At 48.2% G+C, this 15,770-nt stretch carries 14 protein-coding genes; 9 read left to right on the plus strand and 5 right to left on the minus strand.

The features are described from left to right. Positions 1 to 112: 112 nt before the first annotated feature. Positions 113 to 850, plus strand: a complete 738-nt coding sequence (locus tag PHW04_00180; protein MDD2714287.1) for an isoprenylcysteine carboxylmethyltransferase family protein — start codon at positions 113 to 115, stop codon at positions 848 to 850. Positions 851 to 855: 5 nt separating this feature from the next. Further along, positions 856 to 1,893, plus strand: a complete 1,038-nt coding sequence (locus PHW04_00185; GenBank protein MDD2714288.1) for a DUF362 domain-containing protein — start codon at positions 856 to 858, stop codon at positions 1,891 to 1,893. Here the strand turns inward: PHW04_00185 and PHW04_00190 are convergent. Continuing rightward, on the minus strand, positions 1,886 to 3,829 hold the full coding sequence (locus PHW04_00190; GenBank protein ID MDD2714289.1) for a TonB-dependent receptor plug domain-containing protein: 1,944 nt from the start codon (positions 3,827 to 3,829) through the stop codon (positions 1,886 to 1,888). The genes PHW04_00185 and PHW04_00190 overlap by 8 nt on opposite strands. Before the next feature lie 185 nt (positions 3,830 to 4,014). Here PHW04_00190 and PHW04_00195 point away from each other — a divergent pair, with 185 nt between their 5' ends. From PHW04_00195 to PHW04_00205, 3 genes are all read left to right on the plus strand, one after another. Then, on the plus strand, positions 4,015 to 5,022 hold the full coding sequence (locus PHW04_00195; GenBank protein MDD2714290.1) for a hypothetical protein: 1,008 nt from the start codon (positions 4,015 to 4,017) through the stop codon (positions 5,020 to 5,022). 109 nt (positions 5,023 to 5,131) lie between these two features. Next, positions 5,132 to 6,007, plus strand: coding sequence for a L,D-transpeptidase (locus PHW04_00200; GenBank protein MDD2714291.1), 876 nt, complete (start codon positions 5,132 to 5,134; stop codon positions 6,005 to 6,007). A 98-nt stretch (positions 6,008 to 6,105) separates the two neighbouring features. Next, entirely contained in the window at positions 6,106 to 6,525 is a 420-nt protein-coding gene (locus PHW04_00205; GenBank protein MDD2714292.1) for a TOBE domain-containing protein, read from the plus strand. Positions 6,526 to 6,639: 114 nt separating this feature from the next. Here the strand turns inward: PHW04_00205 and PHW04_00210 are convergent, their stop codons facing one another. From PHW04_00210 to PHW04_00220, 3 genes are all read right to left on the minus strand, one after another. Beyond that, complete coding sequence (locus PHW04_00210) at positions 6,640 to 7,716, minus strand: D-alanine--D-alanine ligase (GenBank protein ID MDD2714293.1); 1,077 nt, start codon at positions 7,714 to 7,716, stop codon at positions 6,640 to 6,642. Positions 7,717 to 8,188: 472 nt separating this feature from the next. Continuing rightward, a complete protein-coding gene (locus PHW04_00215; protein MDD2714294.1) occupies positions 8,189 to 9,205 on the minus strand; it encodes a 7-cyano-7-deazaguanine synthase in 1,017 nt (338 codons plus the stop codon). A 23-nt stretch (positions 9,206 to 9,228) separates the two neighbouring features. Continuing rightward, positions 9,229 to 10,377 carry a cysteine desulfurase family protein gene (locus PHW04_00220; protein MDD2714295.1) on the minus strand — a complete coding sequence of 383 codons (1,149 nt, stop codon included), beginning with the start codon at positions 10,375 to 10,377 and terminating at the stop codon, positions 9,229 to 9,231. A 107-nt stretch (positions 10,378 to 10,484) separates the two neighbouring features. On the opposite strand from PHW04_00220, the gene PHW04_00225 reads away from it, so the two are divergent. The 4 genes from PHW04_00225 (at position 10,485) to PHW04_00240 (ending at position 14,117) form a co-directional block, all read left to right on the plus strand. Further along, the gene (locus PHW04_00225) at positions 10,485 to 11,300 is read left to right on the plus strand and encodes a tetratricopeptide repeat protein (GenBank protein ID MDD2714296.1); all 816 of its coding nucleotides are present in this window, start codon (positions 10,485 to 10,487) and stop codon (positions 11,298 to 11,300) included. Then, on the plus strand, positions 11,297 to 12,373 hold the full coding sequence (locus tag PHW04_00230; GenBank protein MDD2714297.1) for a hypothetical protein: 1,077 nt from the start codon (positions 11,297 to 11,299) through the stop codon (positions 12,371 to 12,373). The genes PHW04_00225 and PHW04_00230 overlap by 4 nt, the downstream gene beginning before the upstream one ends. A 65-nt stretch (positions 12,374 to 12,438) precedes the next feature. Next, positions 12,439 to 13,497, plus strand: coding sequence for a tetratricopeptide repeat protein (locus PHW04_00235; protein MDD2714298.1), 1,059 nt, complete (start codon positions 12,439 to 12,441; stop codon positions 13,495 to 13,497). Continuing rightward, complete coding sequence (locus PHW04_00240) at positions 13,479 to 14,117, plus strand: hypothetical protein (protein MDD2714299.1); 639 nt, start codon at positions 13,479 to 13,481, stop codon at positions 14,115 to 14,117. The genes PHW04_00235 and PHW04_00240 overlap by 19 nt, the downstream gene beginning before the upstream one ends. 92 nt (positions 14,118 to 14,209) lie before the next feature. Here the strand turns inward: PHW04_00240 and PHW04_00245 are convergent, their stop codons facing one another. Next, a complete protein-coding gene (locus PHW04_00245; protein ID MDD2714300.1) occupies positions 14,210 to 15,745 on the minus strand; it encodes a hypothetical protein in 1,536 nt (511 codons plus the stop codon). Positions 15,746 to 15,770 lie beyond the last annotated feature (25 nt).

The following is a 15,770-nucleotide window of genomic DNA, read 5'->3' on the forward strand; positions in this document are numbered from 1 at the left end:
TCATCTGTCTGAAACAGAACTAATCCGAAAAGAAAATTACTTAGAGGCTTCTGATGAGCCGAGGCCTTGTGATATAATTATCTTAATATATCAATTAAAGGCTGAGGCTGAAATGCTGGGGAATGAATTTGTCAGAGAAGGAAACTGGCTTTTCCGCTGGCGCAGTTTTTTTCCGCTGATCCTGATTCTCTTAGTGGTTGCTTCTATGCAGAGTTTTTCCTATCCTGCCGGAGAACATCGCTTCGACATCTGCTGGAAAATCTTCTGCATCTGCATCTCCTTTGTCGGCATTGCGGTCAGGATGATCACTGGAGGATATGCGCCCCAAGGCACTTCCGGGAGGAATACTAAGGGACAGCTTGCTGAGACTTTAAATACCAAGGGTCTGTATTCCATCATGCGGAACCCGCTCTATCTGGGTAATTACTTCGTGGGTCTGGGGGTGTTCCTGTATTTAAGAAACTGGTGGGCTCCCCTCATCTATACTCTTTCCTTCATCCTGTTCTACGAGCGGATCATCTTTGCAGAAGAGCACTTTCTCGCCGACAAATTCGGAACTGAATATCAGTCATGGGTGGAAAAGACTCCGGCATTTTTCCCCAGGCATCTGTGCTTCGAAAAACCGGAACTGCCTTTTTCCTGGAAAACAGCCTTGAGACGTGAGTATCAGACCATTTATGGACTGCTGATGATTTTCTGTCTTCTGGAGTTTTGTACGGATTTTTACATTTACAGACATTTTCAGATCGACATGACTTGGCTTTTGATAATCACGATTTCGACTGTCTGCTATGCCGCGACCTGGATTCTGCATAAAAAAGTGAGATTTTTTGATGTTGAAGGCAGGTAAGTGAAATGACTGCGAAAGTGTATTTCAAGGAGTTTCTCAAGACACCGGCCGAAACCGGTCAGGCAAGCCAGGCAGGCAGGGAACTGCTCGAAATGATCATCCGTGAAGAAAAGCTTACACTCGAGAAAACTGTACCTCTGAAAGTCCATTTTGGGGAAGCTGGAAACCTTACCTATCTTAAAGCGGAAAATTACCAGGGCGTTATCGATTATTTGCGTCAGGGATCGATAGAAACATGCTTTATCGAAACAAGCGCGTTGTATTCCGGGCGGAGGAAAAACAGAGAGCTGCACCTGAAATTGGCAGAAGAACATGGATTCAGGGCAGTACCGATAGAAATCGCCGACGGAAGTGCAGGTGAAGCCTTTTATGAAGTGCAGATTCGGGGAAAGCATTTTCAAAAATGCCGGCTGGGAGCAGGTTTTGCCAAATATCCGCAGTTGCTGGTGTTGAGCCATTTCAAGGGACATTCCCTGGCCGGATTCGGTGGAGCGATTAAAAATCTCGCGATGGGTTTTGCATCCAAAGCCGGGAAACTGGACCAGCATGCTGCCTCCGGGCCATTCATCATCCCGTTCCTCTGCAAAAAATGCCGCGCCTGCATTTTCTTCTGCCCTGTGAAGGCCATCAAAAGCGGTTTTTTCTTTAAAATTGACCGGCAAATCTGCATCGGCTGCGCAGGCTGCATCCCGATCTGCCCGAAAGGTGCCATCATCCCGAATTTTCTGAATTCATTTTCCAGGAAATTCCCTGAACGCCTGGTGGAATATGCTCATGCTGCTCACCTGGGCCGCCGTAACGTTTACCTCAATTTCATCATTAACGTGACTTCAACCTGCGACTGCGTAGGCAGGAACATGAAGCCGATCGCCGATGATCTCGGCGTGCTGGCTTCTCTCGACCCTGTCGCCATTGACAAGGCCAGCCTGGACCTCCTGGATAAGAAGGCTGGAAAAATGCTATTCAAGAAGAATCGCCAATCTCTGGACTACGCGGAAAGCCTGGGTATGGGCAGCACGAAATACGAACTGGTTTCTATTTGAAACTGCAGGTCATCCCCACGCTGACTGAGCGCCCTTCACCTGGAAAACCCCGGCTGGCGCGATAATCCTTGTCGAACGCGTTATCCATTCTGAGGAAGAACGATTTGTTGGTCAGCTGATAATCCAGTTCCACTGTGGTGACTGTGTATTTTCCGTTTTCAATGAACACGTCAGCCACATTGCTTTTCTCATAATAGGATTTGCCGTTTATAGACTGGGAAAGAGCCAGTTTCACCTGCTCGGTGAAATGATAATCCACACCCAGAGTAGTGCGCAGCATGGGCACATTCTCAATGATTGTCTCTGCAGTAGTGCGGTCACTGGCATCGTTGTATGTGAAACCGAACCTGTAATCCCACTTGTGACTGCTGCCTTTAGCATTGAATTCCAATCCCTGATACACGGCTTCGCTGATGTTCTGGTTCTGAGACAGCCACTTTTTTTTGACATTGTCATACAGGACATTTGACTTGAGAAAGATGGCATCAGTCAGCTTGTCGTGAAAGAACGCCAGATCGCAGTTCACGCCGCTGATGTTTCTTCTGTAACCTAGAGTAGAAAGCTGCCCGTGCTGTTCCTTTAGGCCAGGGTTGGGAACGCTGGTGTCAAGATAGCCGGAAAATCGGTCCTTGAGAGTCGGGAATCGTGTTTTATTCCCAAAATTTCCGTATAGTTCATCTTTATGCTGATAGGCTTTCTTGAAACTGAGCGTGTAATCACTGGTACTGATCTTATCAGGCAGCGCGTTGCCGTTAGCATTCCTTGGAATATTGCTGGCTGATGAAATTCCTGCAGTCCATTCCAGAGACTTGGTCTGCTGCCTGCGGTACTCGACTGCCAGGTCTGTTGTCAATCCCTTGTAATTGGCAAAAGGGTTCTTATAATTGCCGCACTCGCGGTGCACATCTGTTTTGCTGTAAACGAGGAAACCAAGCTGACTCTTAGCATTGAGCTGGTCTTCCAGCCTCAGGTTTATCCCCTGGCTGTAGTCATCGTAAATACTATGGAACGCATATCCTTTCGACTCCTTTTTCATGTTGATGTCGTCATAGGAATCAAGCAGATTGAAGTATTTGTCTTTATAAATATTGTAATGCCAGGTCAGTTTATTTCTGCTAATGCTGTCCTCAAACGAATACTGGTCCTTTTTCCAGTCCGTGAATTTCCAAAAACGGGCTGTGCCATCCAGGTCGATCGGGACACCGTAACTTTCGGTGAATCTGGAAACCTTCAGAGCATACTGGCGGTTCGGGAGTGTCTTGCCGACGACCCAGTACAGGTCTTCCTTCTGCTTGTCAGAGAGCCTGCGCTGGCGGTCAGGCTGAACTGCGCAAGTGACAAAATCCTTGCTGAGGCGCTGGTTGTATAAATTAGAGGCTGTGGCTGCCGCTCCATAATAAAGAGTTCCTTCAGTATCATAGAACGAGGCGCTGCCTTCCAGTCCGCGGTGCTGGATGTAGTTGGTTGAGAGAGTTCCGTATCTATGAGTTGGTTTTTCAGTGATCAGGTTGATTGTGCCTGCCAGGGCATTGGGGCCTGCGAGCACAGACGAAGCACCCTGCACTATTTCGATCTTCTTGATGCTGAATAGGTTGAGCTTTCCGATTTCAACGTAGCCATCATATGGAACCTGGACAGGTACCCCGTCTAAAAGCACGTTCACATCGCGCTGATTGAAACCACGGAAACTCACGTAGGTTTCACCCTTCTGACCCTGGGTGGGAATGATTGATGAGGATGCGTCGCTGAGGATTTTAGGCAGCTCTACCCTCCGTATCGGGTCATCCGGCGCGATCCTGATCACCTTTGCGTCAGGGTTGGAAATCTCTGCCGCCGGGTTCGCGGAAATCACGATTTCGCCGAGATAAATCGGATTTTCCACAGCTGAGACCGAGCAGGTGACGATCAGACATAGGAGAATCAAAATGGTTTTCATGGAAAACCTCCCTTTTTTCATTATATAAAGTATTATATAACGATTGAACTGGATAAAATCAAGAAATTGTCTCCATGTACTTGTTACCACGCTTTGACAAACTGGTGCCGGATCCGCGTTGTATAGTATTGATTACAACGTTGGATACGCTTATAATGTTGCCATATTTAATCCGGAGGGAAATCATGGCTTATCTGTTTCCTTTTTTCTTTTTTCTGGCAGCATTGCCTGTCCATGCAGTCGAGAACAACGATTTTTACGACAATGAAAAGACATTTGAACTGGCAGTACCTCCGCTTACTATAGCCGGTGAGGTGGAAAACCCCGGACCAGTCGACTTTACAAAACTGCCTGTCCGTTCACTGATGGCCAGGGAAACTGAAATGAAAAATGGATTTCCTGGATTTACCGGCGCTTACCGCTATGACGGCTATTCCCTGTTCGATATTCTCAAGGAATCCTATCTCTCCAAGAAGAACAAGCAGGAATTTCCTCCGATCATCGATCTGATGGTGATTGTGGAAAACAAGAAGGGCGACAAGGTTGTGCTGAGCTGGGGAGAGATTTTCTATCCGACTTCCCTGCACAGGATCATCATCGCCAAATCCGTTTCCCCGATCATTCCTTCCAAAACCAAAGAACAGTGGCCGATCCCTCCTTCCAGCAAGCTGATCTGTGGAAATGACCTGCTGACAGTCAGGAATATTTCGGATCCGATTCGAATCACCGTTATCTCCAATCCTCATTCTTTCCCGGTGCAGAAGGATCTTTCCCCGCTGTACGCTTCTAAAGTGAGAATTTTTGAAAAAGAAAAGCTGCTTGCTGATACTGCTGATTTTCCCCAGGGTCTTGAGACACGCACTTACCCCACCGTGTTTTTCGGGCGCGGCAAGGGTTTCCATGGCCTGGAGCAGTTCAACGGCAGGCTTCTGAAGGAGATCCTGGCCCCGTATTATTCCGCTGATCCTGAAAATCTGAAAAAGGGCTATCTGACCCTCGTGGGTGCGGACGGGTACAGGGTAAGCGTGACAGCCAGCGAACTCTTCAACCGCAACGATTATTCGGAGTATTTATTCATCGATGCAGGCTCCTATCAGGATGGTGGGAGATTCAAGGTGTATCCTGCCTACGACTTTTTCTCTGACAGAGCCGTAAAGGGGCTTTCCGAGATCCGTTTCGACCTGATTAAGTAATAATTCGATTTAGTAAATCCGTGAGCCACTGCAGGTGGACGGCTGCGGCGCATTTTGTGCTTGCCAGACAGGCTTTTCCCGGTATAATTGAAAAAACCGGGGGGAAACTTTGAATAAATTACTGATAGCTTTGATTTTTATTACAGTCTCGATCTGTGCAGCATATGACAATCTCATCTTCGCTCCAGCTGATCCGAATGCAGTACTGCGCCTTTATGATTCGCCTGCCGCAGGTGGAATCGTCAATGCTGAAATCCAGGCAGGCGGCATTCTGCGTGTGATTGAACGCGAAGGGGACAGTCTCCTGCTTGTAAACGAGGAAGATCTGGCCGGCTGGGTAAAACTTGACCTGAAATCGATTGAGCGTGATTTTAAAGTGATGCCGGCCGCTCCGGCTCAGGAAGGACCACTCACCCGCCAGCCGATCCAGGCTCTCCAGGATCTCAACCAGACTCTTCCGCCGGAAAACGCCAGGCTCAAGATCATAGTTTCTCTGAAAGGACTGACAATGCATGTCAGATGCGAAAAGGAAAATTTCGACAAAGTATATCCAGTAGGCGTGGGTGTCAAAGATTCCCACGGCAGGAGTTTTACTCCCACCTGCCAAAGCAGGAATGTGGCGGCTTTCAGGACACATTTCAATGCCAAGAACAAGGAATTCTTCATGGAGCACAGATACAGCCCTTCGCATTTCGGAGGATTTCCCTTTATCCGCTTGAACATACTCAACAGCGACCAGGATTACACCTATGGCATGCACGGCCCGATCACCCAGAAAACCAATGGTGCCTGGTACCTGCAGCGTGGTTTTGTCTCTCATGGCTGCATGCGGATGCGCCCGGAGGATGCCATTGAACTCTACAAACTGTCAGTAGCGAATCCGGCTGCGAGCCTGGTGATCCAGGAAGACTTTGAATATGACCAGAACGGGAAAAAAGTGGACGTGGATTATCCGCTGTGGAGAGGCATAACAGCCGAGCAATAAAGTTCTCGAGGATTGTTCATCTGTTTTCAACCAATTTTGCCAAGTTCCCAAATAGTAGTATACTGTCACCCAGAAAGTAATTCCCATTGGAGGTAATTTTGAAGACCAGTGCCAGAAATCAATTTTCCGGAAAAGTAAATTCTGTGAAAAAGGGAGCAGTCAACAGTGAAATTGTGATCGATCTGAAAGGCAAAGATCAGATCACTGCCGTGATCACTAATGAGTCAGTAGAAAACCTAGGTTTGAAGAAGGGAAGCAAAGCTTACGGACTGATCAAGGCTTCCTGGGTAGTTCTGGCTGACGACCCGAAACTGAAGACCAGCGCCAGGAACAGATTTACGGGAAAGATTGAAAAACTTACCGAGGGCACAGTAAACACCGAAGTTGTGATGAAGCTCCCGGGCGGGAATCAGCTGGTGTCCATGATTACTAACGAAAGCGCTAAAAGCATGGGATTGAAGAAGGGAAAGAATCTGCTGGCTATGTTCAAGGCATCCAGTGTGATCGTCGGCGTCTAACAGGCTGTTGAAAAATCATCTGCAAGGAACTCTTAACAGCCTGCTTGATTTAATTAGTAACATTGAAAAAAAGCCCCGAACCGGGGCTTTTTTGTTGTCTGGTCAGCTGCAGATTCAGCGCATGTGGCGGACTTTACGCACTTTCATGGCAAGCGGGAGCGGCTGCAGTTCATGCGCTTTTCTGGTGGCTCTGCTTTTATGGGCTTCCAGCGGCATCTCCCCGATTCGAGCGAGCACCGAAGACATGATCATTTCCAGCAGCTGCTGGTAATCGATCTGATTAAGCCGCGCGAGGATCGGAAGGTCTGAATTGACAGGATGCAGACCCGGCAGCGGATTGACTTCGAGAAAATTGGGGAGCCCGTCCTTGTCCACCCGGATGTCCACCCTTCCCACATCCCGGCCCCGGATGGCCCGCCAGGAAGCCAGCGCCACATCTTTCGCCCGGCCCGCGACAGGATCGCAGGCGGAGCGGTATTCCACAAGTTCCTTGTAATTTTCTTTGTTGTGATACGAATAAATACCGGATTCGGCCTTGGAATTGAGCAGGACTTCCATTGCTCCGAGCACGATCGCATCTGCCCCTGTGCCAATGATGCCTATCGTGAACTCACGGCCCGGCAGGTAAGTTTCCACCAGAACCGGCTGATTGAATTTCAAAAGCAGTGCTTTGCAGGACGCTTCCAGCTCTTCCCTGTTGTTGACCCTTGAAACAAGTGAAACTCCCTTGCTGGTGCCTTCGGCAACTGGTTTTGCAAAGAGCGGGAAGGGGAGATTAACTGCAAGGGCATCTTCAGGTCTTTCCACCACTGCAAAGTCCGGAGTAGGGATGCCCTGATCGCGGATTACATTCTTTGTCAGGCCTTTATGCAGGGCGAGACCGAGCACCATGGGGTCGGAAAATGTGCAGGGAATTTTGTAGGCGTCAAGAAGTGCAGGGACTTGCGCTTCCCTGGCGAATCCATACAGGCCTTCGCAGATATTGAACACCAGGTCCCAGCGTTTGCCGAGAGCCAGTTCCCGGTTGAGGCTCAGGATGTTGCCGATCCGTTCAGTGGCAAATCCCATTTGACGCAGTGCGGACTCAATGGCTTCCACTGTTTCGATTTTGTCGAATTCAGCTGTTTCCTCGGCGCTGAATCCCTGCGCCAGGTATTCTTCTCTGAGATCGTATGTAAGTCCTATCAGCATGTTTCCTCCGAAATATTTAATGAAGTATCGGATCCGTTCCGGAAAAAGCTGAATCAGACTGGTAGATGCGGTATTTCGGTGAAAAGGTCTTTGAATTCGGGGTGAAGAAAGTTTGAATTACGTTCCGGAGGCTCGGTATCGGCTTTGGTTGATTCCAGAACCTCACGGTGTGTCTGAGACTCGCTGAAGGATTCTCCCTTCATAAGAAACTCCTTTCACTACTTTGTGATAAATCCCTATAATGGATTTCGGCAGGAATATAATCCATACATATAGGTTTTACTCTTTTTTAAATTTATTTCAATTTTTAATGCAAATTTAATTGGAAACGGGGCTGCACCGCCCACACGATCGTTTTTCCGTTCCCGCGGTCAGATTGTAGTACCGGCGTACCGTTCGGATCAGATTGAAACTAAAACAGATCTGAGATTAGGGCGGAAAAAAATAATGACAATTAACCGGAATCATTTTTTCAAAGAATGTCTTTCAGTGACAGGCCTAAGTGACTAAGAATATCATTCAAGAGGCTATCGCTGAAGTCAATTTTCAGAAGTGTCAGGGCTTCATCTCTGGTCATCAGATTCATCCTGATCAGTTTGCTCATTTCCACATGATAGTGAGTGTAGCCATAATGTTTATACGAAAGATAGGATGACACGAAGTTCATCAGGCAGTTGGTAGATTTACCCGGATAGCTGAGTGCCGGATACTTCCAGCCCAATTCTTCCTCGATGGTTTTTGTATACTCTTCTGGGCTTTTTCGGATAAACCAGTGCGGTGAAAGAACAAGAGTTTTCTGTCTTTTCTCGGCTTTTTTCAGGACTTCTTCCATACTGCTGGGGAAATCTTTGTATTTTGGAATCATTTTCAGGCGGTTTACCAGGAAATCTTTGGTCGATTCCGCCATTTCCTTGAATTCAGGCGCTGAGATGTCGCAGGCGCATTTTGTCATGATGCTTCCCAGATTGGATTGCCCTTTGGTCCAGCCGGCGATGATGATCGGGATCCTGAAATTGGCAGCCATCTCAAACGTCAGCTGCATATACCAGATGGAGCAGAGATGGCAGATAACAGCTCTGGTTTTAGATTTCAGCATCTCTGCAAACAGGTCTTTAATATAATCAGTGCGGAAGAGTATCCATTCAACCCCGAGTTTTTCCACAGCATTTTTAACGTTGTTGAGGGCATCTTCGGTTTCAAATCCATGGTCAAAGGTGAAAGCGAGCGGATTCAGCTTGTATTTTTTCTTCACGTAATAAAGGCTTGAAGTGCTGTCCTTACCGCCGCTGCACATCACCAGGCAGTCGTATCTTCCAGAGCCTTTGTTTTTGTTAAGGATCCTGACGAGTTCGGTTTCCAGCATCAGGTTTTTTCCGGCTTCCAGGCTGTTTTTTAATCCTGGGTCTGAGCAGAGGCTGCAGACACCATCTGAATTGAGCGTGATCTGAGGTGGATTTTCTGGAAGAACGCAGAGTTTGCAGATGTTCATGAAATCAGTATAGGGCAAAAAAGCTAAAAAAGCATCTCATACAAAGGATGCTTTTTGCGTACTTTTTCTATCACACCGGGCAGTACCCGCAGCAGCTTTTCGATTTCCAGATCATTGTTGAATCTGCCCAAACTCAGGCGCAGTGTGCCGTGAGGGATGTCTTGAGGAAGCCCGATGGCCTGCAGTACATGGGACGGACGCGGATCCGAAGTTGCGCAGGCTGCCCCGCCTGAAGCGCAGATTCCCCTCCTGTCCAGCTCAGCGATCAATTCTTTGCCGTCCACGAAATCAAAGGTGAAGCTGAGATTTCCGGGCAGCCTCAGCTCAGGATCACCGTTCAAGCGGACTCGTTCCATGCCATGCAGGACTTTGTCCCTAATCATGTCTTGCCAGGAGGATTGTTTTAAAGCCTCCTGATCCTGTCTTTCTCCTGCAAGGACTGCGGCCATGCCAAGACCGACTATCCCGGCCACATTATGGGTGGAAGCTCTCAAGTGCCGCTCCTGTTCCCCGCCGTGAAGATGTGAAGTCAGGCAGACATTGCTGCCGATGAAAAGAGCGCCTACGCCTTTGGGGCCATAAATTTTATGGGCCGAAAGGCTCAGAAGATCTATTTTCATTTTCCGGACATCGATTTTCAGGTGTCCGAAGGTCTGGACTGCGTCCACATGAAGAATTACTCTTCGATCCCTACAAGCTTTCCCGATTTCAAGAATCGGCTGGATTGTGCCGATTTCATTGTTTGCGTGCATGACAGATACGAGCCCTGCGCCCCTGGACAGCGAACTTCCCAGGGAAGACATGTTGAGCCTTCCCAGATGATCGACGGAAATCAGATCGAATCTGGCCCCACCTGTTTCGAGAAAGCGGCAGGATTCAAGCACAGAATGATGTTCAACCGCAGAAGCAGCCAGATGGCCGGTTGAAGTTCCCTTGAGAGCCAGATTGTTGCTCTCTGTTCCGCTGCCTGTGAAAATGATTTCATCCGGAGAGGAATTGATCAGCTCGGCGACCCTGGTTCTGGCCAGATCAACTGCCGAACGGGCTCTTTTCCCCAGTGAATAAGGACTTTCCGGGTTGCCGAACTCCTTTTTAAGATGCGGCAGCATTTCCCGAAGGACAAGCGGGTCAAGCGGTGTAGTGGCAGCATTGTCGAAGTAGAGAATGGGCATGAAAGAATTTTAACAGTTGAGATCATTTCGATCAAACCTACCGAGGATGTTGAAATCGAGAACGGCAAGTTATAACATAGATTAGATAGTCATATCGCGAGGGGAAAATGAAGGAAAAGGAACTCCTGAAAAAAATCAAGGCAGAACCGGACAACCCTGAAAATTTCAAGCTGCTTGGCAACCATTATTTTCAGGCTGAAAAATATGAAAAGGCGCATGAATATTACGAAAAAGCGCTGAATCTCGATCCGAAATATGTCAAGGCAGTCCACAACATGGGCAATGCTTGCTATAAACTCAACCGGATCGAAGAAGCGATGTCATGGTGGAAAAAAGCCGTCCGGCTTGATCCGACACATTTTCAGTCGTATCTGAGCCTGGCAGAAGCCTGCTATCACATGCGCAAGGTGGACGAAGCCATCGATTATTACAGACTTGTGCTGAGCAAATGTCCGGAACAGGTGGACGCATTGACTGCGCTGGCTCTGGTTCTATATGATCAGGCCAGGTATGAAGAGTCAGTGAAGCTTTATCAAAATGCCATCAGATTGAAAAAAAATGACCCTGACCTTCACTACAATCTGGCCAATGCCTTTTATGACAGCTATCAATACGATAATGCAATCAGGGAATATCTGGAAACAATCAGACTTAATCCTGAAGATGCTGTAGCCTACAACAACCTGGCTGACTGCTATCTGCAGAAACGGGATTTTCCGAAAGCTCAGGCGCACATCGAGAAAGCTCTTGCCCTGAAGCCCGACCTGCCTGCGGCATATTGTACTCTGGGAGAGATCTGCGAAGCACAGGGGGAGTCCCAGAAAGCACTGGAAGCACTTGAAAAAACAGTCAAACTCACGCGCCACAACGATATGCTGGCCAGATACGCAAAAAACCTGATCCGGGACATCATCAACAAATGAAGATGCTGCTTTTCGTTTTTTTCTCATCGATTTTCATGGCTGTCGCAGATGAAAAAGCAGTGCCGCAGTTGATGGTTAAATACTGGGTCAAGGAGTACCGCGTCTTTGATCTGGTGATTTCCAAGGACGAGTCCAGATTCTATTTCGCAACAGACGGGGGAATCCATTTTTATCAGGACGGTAAACTGCGGAGAGTCTATTCCAAATCCGACGGACTGCTTAGTGAAACTGTGACTTTTCTTGAAAGCACAGGTGATTCCATTCTGGGTTCGACATTTTCTTTAGATGGAAAGAGCGGTCTGATCAGGCTTTCCTCATCCGAGGAACTGAAAGTCTGGCAGGAAAAAGACGGCGCTCCGCGGAATGTAGTGCGCGCACTGCAGCTTTCGCAGGATCTGCTGCTCTGCGAGACCTTCAAGGACGGCCTGTACCTGTTCAACCTCGATCGTAATTCCACCATGCCGATACTGCAGGAGAAGTTCGGCGGGAAGTATCTTGTGGACGTTATCCTTCAGCAGAACAAGATATACCTGGCTAGCAAATACGATGGAGCGTTCGAGATATCGGGCGGAGGAGAGCTTGTGAGTTCATTGATCAATGCCACCACCACTGAAGTGTTCACCCAGACCCTGCATATCAAAGAAATCAACGAACATACCAGCAAGATTCAGAGCAACAATGTCACTTGTTTCGCATCAGTTGAAAATGCGCTCTGGATAGGAACACAGGGCGGCGCAAGTTATTTCAAATTCAGCGAAAACGACTGGAAAAATTACTGGGATTCCCTGGTGAATAATTTTGTGAGCGCAATCTGCGTTGACGGTGATTTCATCTGGTTCGGCACTCCCGGTGGATTCTCAGTTTTCAATAAGGCCAAGGACAAATGGTGGGCATTCCGGACTGACAGCGGGATGTCGAGCATCCGGGCATTAAGGGGCAGCGACGCTAAAAATGACAGCGCCCAGTATAACAACTGTATCATGAAGATCAAATCCAGCAAGAATTACATCTGGCTCAGCACTGAGCAGGGCGCAGTCCAGATTGACAGAAAACAGTTTTACAGCCTGTTGTGAGTTCCTATTCTTTGAGTAAGCTGAGACTTTTGACTTTTGCTTCCCCAATGAATAATATTTATCAGATGAGATTTTTTTTATTAATTTTTTTAGCCTGGATCACTCCGCTCCTGTCAGGCACCGGAACCTCAGAACTGACCGCAGCAACAGGTGCGGGCAGAGTGCTTATGGATGAAGGCCGCAGGTATTTTGATGCAGGAGAGGTCGGTCTGGCCATTTCCAGCTTCGATGCCGCTCTGCGCGAGTATCCGGATCTGGCTGAAGCACATCTGGAGCTGGGGAGAATATTTTTTTACAGGGACCAGTTCGCCAAAGCGCTTAGGCATTTCAAGGCATACGAGGCCCTGACCGGACAGGAACGGGAGATTAAATTTTACCTCGACAAAATATACAGACTTGCAGGATCAACAATCGACTTGACTTCAGAAATTCAAGCCGGAAGCCGGGCAAAGGTGGAATCCATGGTTTTGCCCTCACTGCCGAAAGTGACGAAGACGGTTTCCGATACCAGCGAAGATGCGGGCTCGCCAGGGGCGACGGATGCTTCACTCTGGAAAAAGGCACAGGATTACATTCAATCAGGAAAGACTGAACGTGCATATTACACTCTTAAAGTTCTGGTCAGACAATTCAGCGACGAATCCCTGCCCAGGGACGAGATATTTCTGCAGGCAGCAAAATATGCGGCGCTGCTTGGGCATAAAAGCGACACCAGCTATCCGCTTGAAAAGATGATGACTTTCACTAAAAATATCGATGCTTACAAGATGCTTGCCCAAGTCTATCTGGACAGCGGCAAGCTGGACCAGGCTTCCACAGTCCTGGAAAAAGCCTTGAAAATAGCCCCTGACAACATCGAAGTCCGCGGTAACCTGGCGCTTTACTATCGCAAGCAGGGGGAACCGCATAAGGCGGTCAACCATCTCCTGACTGTTCTCAAACAAGATCCTGAAAATGTGCTGGCCAACTATAATTTAGCCCTGATCTACTTTGAAAACGGGAAATTTGATGAAGCCCAGAACCTGATCAACAAAATCAAGAAAACCCTGCCTCCCAAAAATAATGTTTACCAGCAGAGTCTGATCCTGGAAAGGAAGATCGAGCAATGCAGAAGCGCTCAATAATTTTTCTTTTTCTGCTGCTTCCCCTCCTTATCATGGCTTCTGCTCCAATCATCAAGATCGAGAATGTTTGCGGTACTCAGATTTACCTTGCCTGCAAGCAATTGAAACTCTATGAGCATTATCTGGTTTTAGGCAACAAGGGAGAGTTCAAAGGCGAAGTGAAAATTATGGAGCGTGAATCGCGTGGACATTACATGGCGAAAGAAGTTGTACCTGCAGTCCGGGATTTCCGGGCTGAAGTTTATCAGAAGGACGACACCCTGGTCCCTTTCCGAAAATTCAGCCTGGCCGCGTCTTCCAAGATCCCTCTGTTCTGCAAGGGAGATTATTTTTTTATTAATGGAACCCTGGAGTCAGTACAGACTTTCGGCGAGGACAGGATTTATCTGAAATTCAGGATTGTCAAGCATTTGAAGTATATTCCTGAGCAGTCAGAACTGCAGTTTGCTAACTACTACGCGGAGAAAGACCGGTATCAGACAATGTATTTTGTGGCTTATTTTTCAGGATTGGAGATCGATGTTCCCCTGGAAACAGGCCAGGAATATGCTTTTTACGGGGAACTTGTGGACAGCACGACCTACCCGACATTCAGAGGAATGCGCCTTTCAAGGCAATGACAAATCGGGTTGACACACTGGTCAACCCCTACGATATCCATGTCACATAATGCAAACCAGTAGGGGCGGACCCATGTGTCCGCCCTTTCTTATTAATCCGTGAATACCCTGTTCAGATCCTCGTTGAAACTGTGTGAAAGCTTGAAAAGCTGATCATAGGTCGGGCCAAATACCCCTCCAGAAATCGATTCCTTGCTCCTGAAGGGCAGATTCAGCACCAGTCTCTTGAGATAATTGGTTGAGATGGAGTTGCCGTAATAGATCTCAGGGTATGAATCGGACGGGGTGTTGAGGTTGTCACCGATGAGACTGAGGCCGTTACCGAAGCGGGAAAGGACCTGCTGATAGAAACCGTCGTATTTGAGAGAGCGGGTATTGGGCCAGGGGGTAAAATCAGGGTCTGATTTCAACACTGTTTCCAGGATCGAGGTGGAGTCGCAGCAGACCGCCAATACAGCATAGCCGTTCATCGGGTAATGCGCTGCCATCTGAATCGAGTTGAAGGCTTTCATCAGGTACCTTGCACCCTCCACCATGGTGATGAGTGACTGCAGCTTGTTATAGACATGGGTGATCTTGAATCCGCACCAGGACGAGTGGGCGTGTATGGCTGGCTTCCAGATTGTGCCCTGATGCAGAGTGTTGTCCATCGGGATGCCCATATACCATTTCACCAGGGCCAGAGGCTCGGTGCCGCCCTTCTTGTATATTGCGAGCAGGTGTTCGGCATGGTTTGAAGGCTGGGAGAAGCTGCCCGAAAGTGCTGTTGTCATCACAGTGGGTATTTCCACCTGGCAGTACGAACCGCCCTGGCTCACGCAGTAGCCGAGGAAGTCCACGCCCATCCTGGCTTCGAAACCTGTGATTTCCAGGTTCTGGCTCTTGTAGATAGCGCTGACCAGATCTTCAGGGGTCTGGAGAGTAGACCTTCTGCCGTCGATTGTCATTATGATCTCTGAGTATGTTCCGCTGGTGCCGTAGTTTGAAAGCTGGTTCAGAACCTGGGCGAGAGCCATGGAATTGGCGAGCACGCTGTCCTTGAATCCGATCACTTCATCAAGGGTTCCAATGCTGCGGCCATTGCTCTCATATTTGGAATTGAAGCTGGTTTTAGGCACGTTCTGAACCGGAGGGTTGTCTGAGATTTCCAGTCCGGACACTGTACCGATGCCGTCCTTCAGGAATGCGGGAACTGATTCCACATCCTGACCTCTGTAATGTGAGAAGGCGTAATCATGATAGAGTTTGAAGAGGGCTGGATTCACCACTATGGGCTTTTTCTTGTCTACTTTATCCAGAAAGGCGACTGCAGCTTCAGGGTTCGTGGATTTGAGGAACGCGATGGCGCTTTCCAGATATTTTTTGTATTCGGGTTTGCCGGCCTGGTCGAGGTAGGAACTGGCCTTATCTAAAAAATCAGGGGGAAGCATGGCGATCAGCTGTTTCTTGATGGATTCGGCCAGGAAGACCTTTTCGCCATGGTCGAGAGAACTGTAAACCTGGTCAAGGGATACAGAAGGAAGATTGCTGCAGGAAACGTTTTCCAGCAGGGCGATTTTCTCGCTGCTGTTAGCATGCAGTGTGAGAGCTGACAGGATTATCAGGAAGATCGTGAGAAATCGCTTCATTATACCCCCCGGTATTTTGTATTAT

It is taken from the genome of Candidatus Wallbacteria bacterium (assembly GCA_028687545.1).
Lineage (GTDB): Bacteria > Muiribacteriota > JAQTZZ01 > JAQTZZ01 > JAQTZZ01 > JAQTZZ01.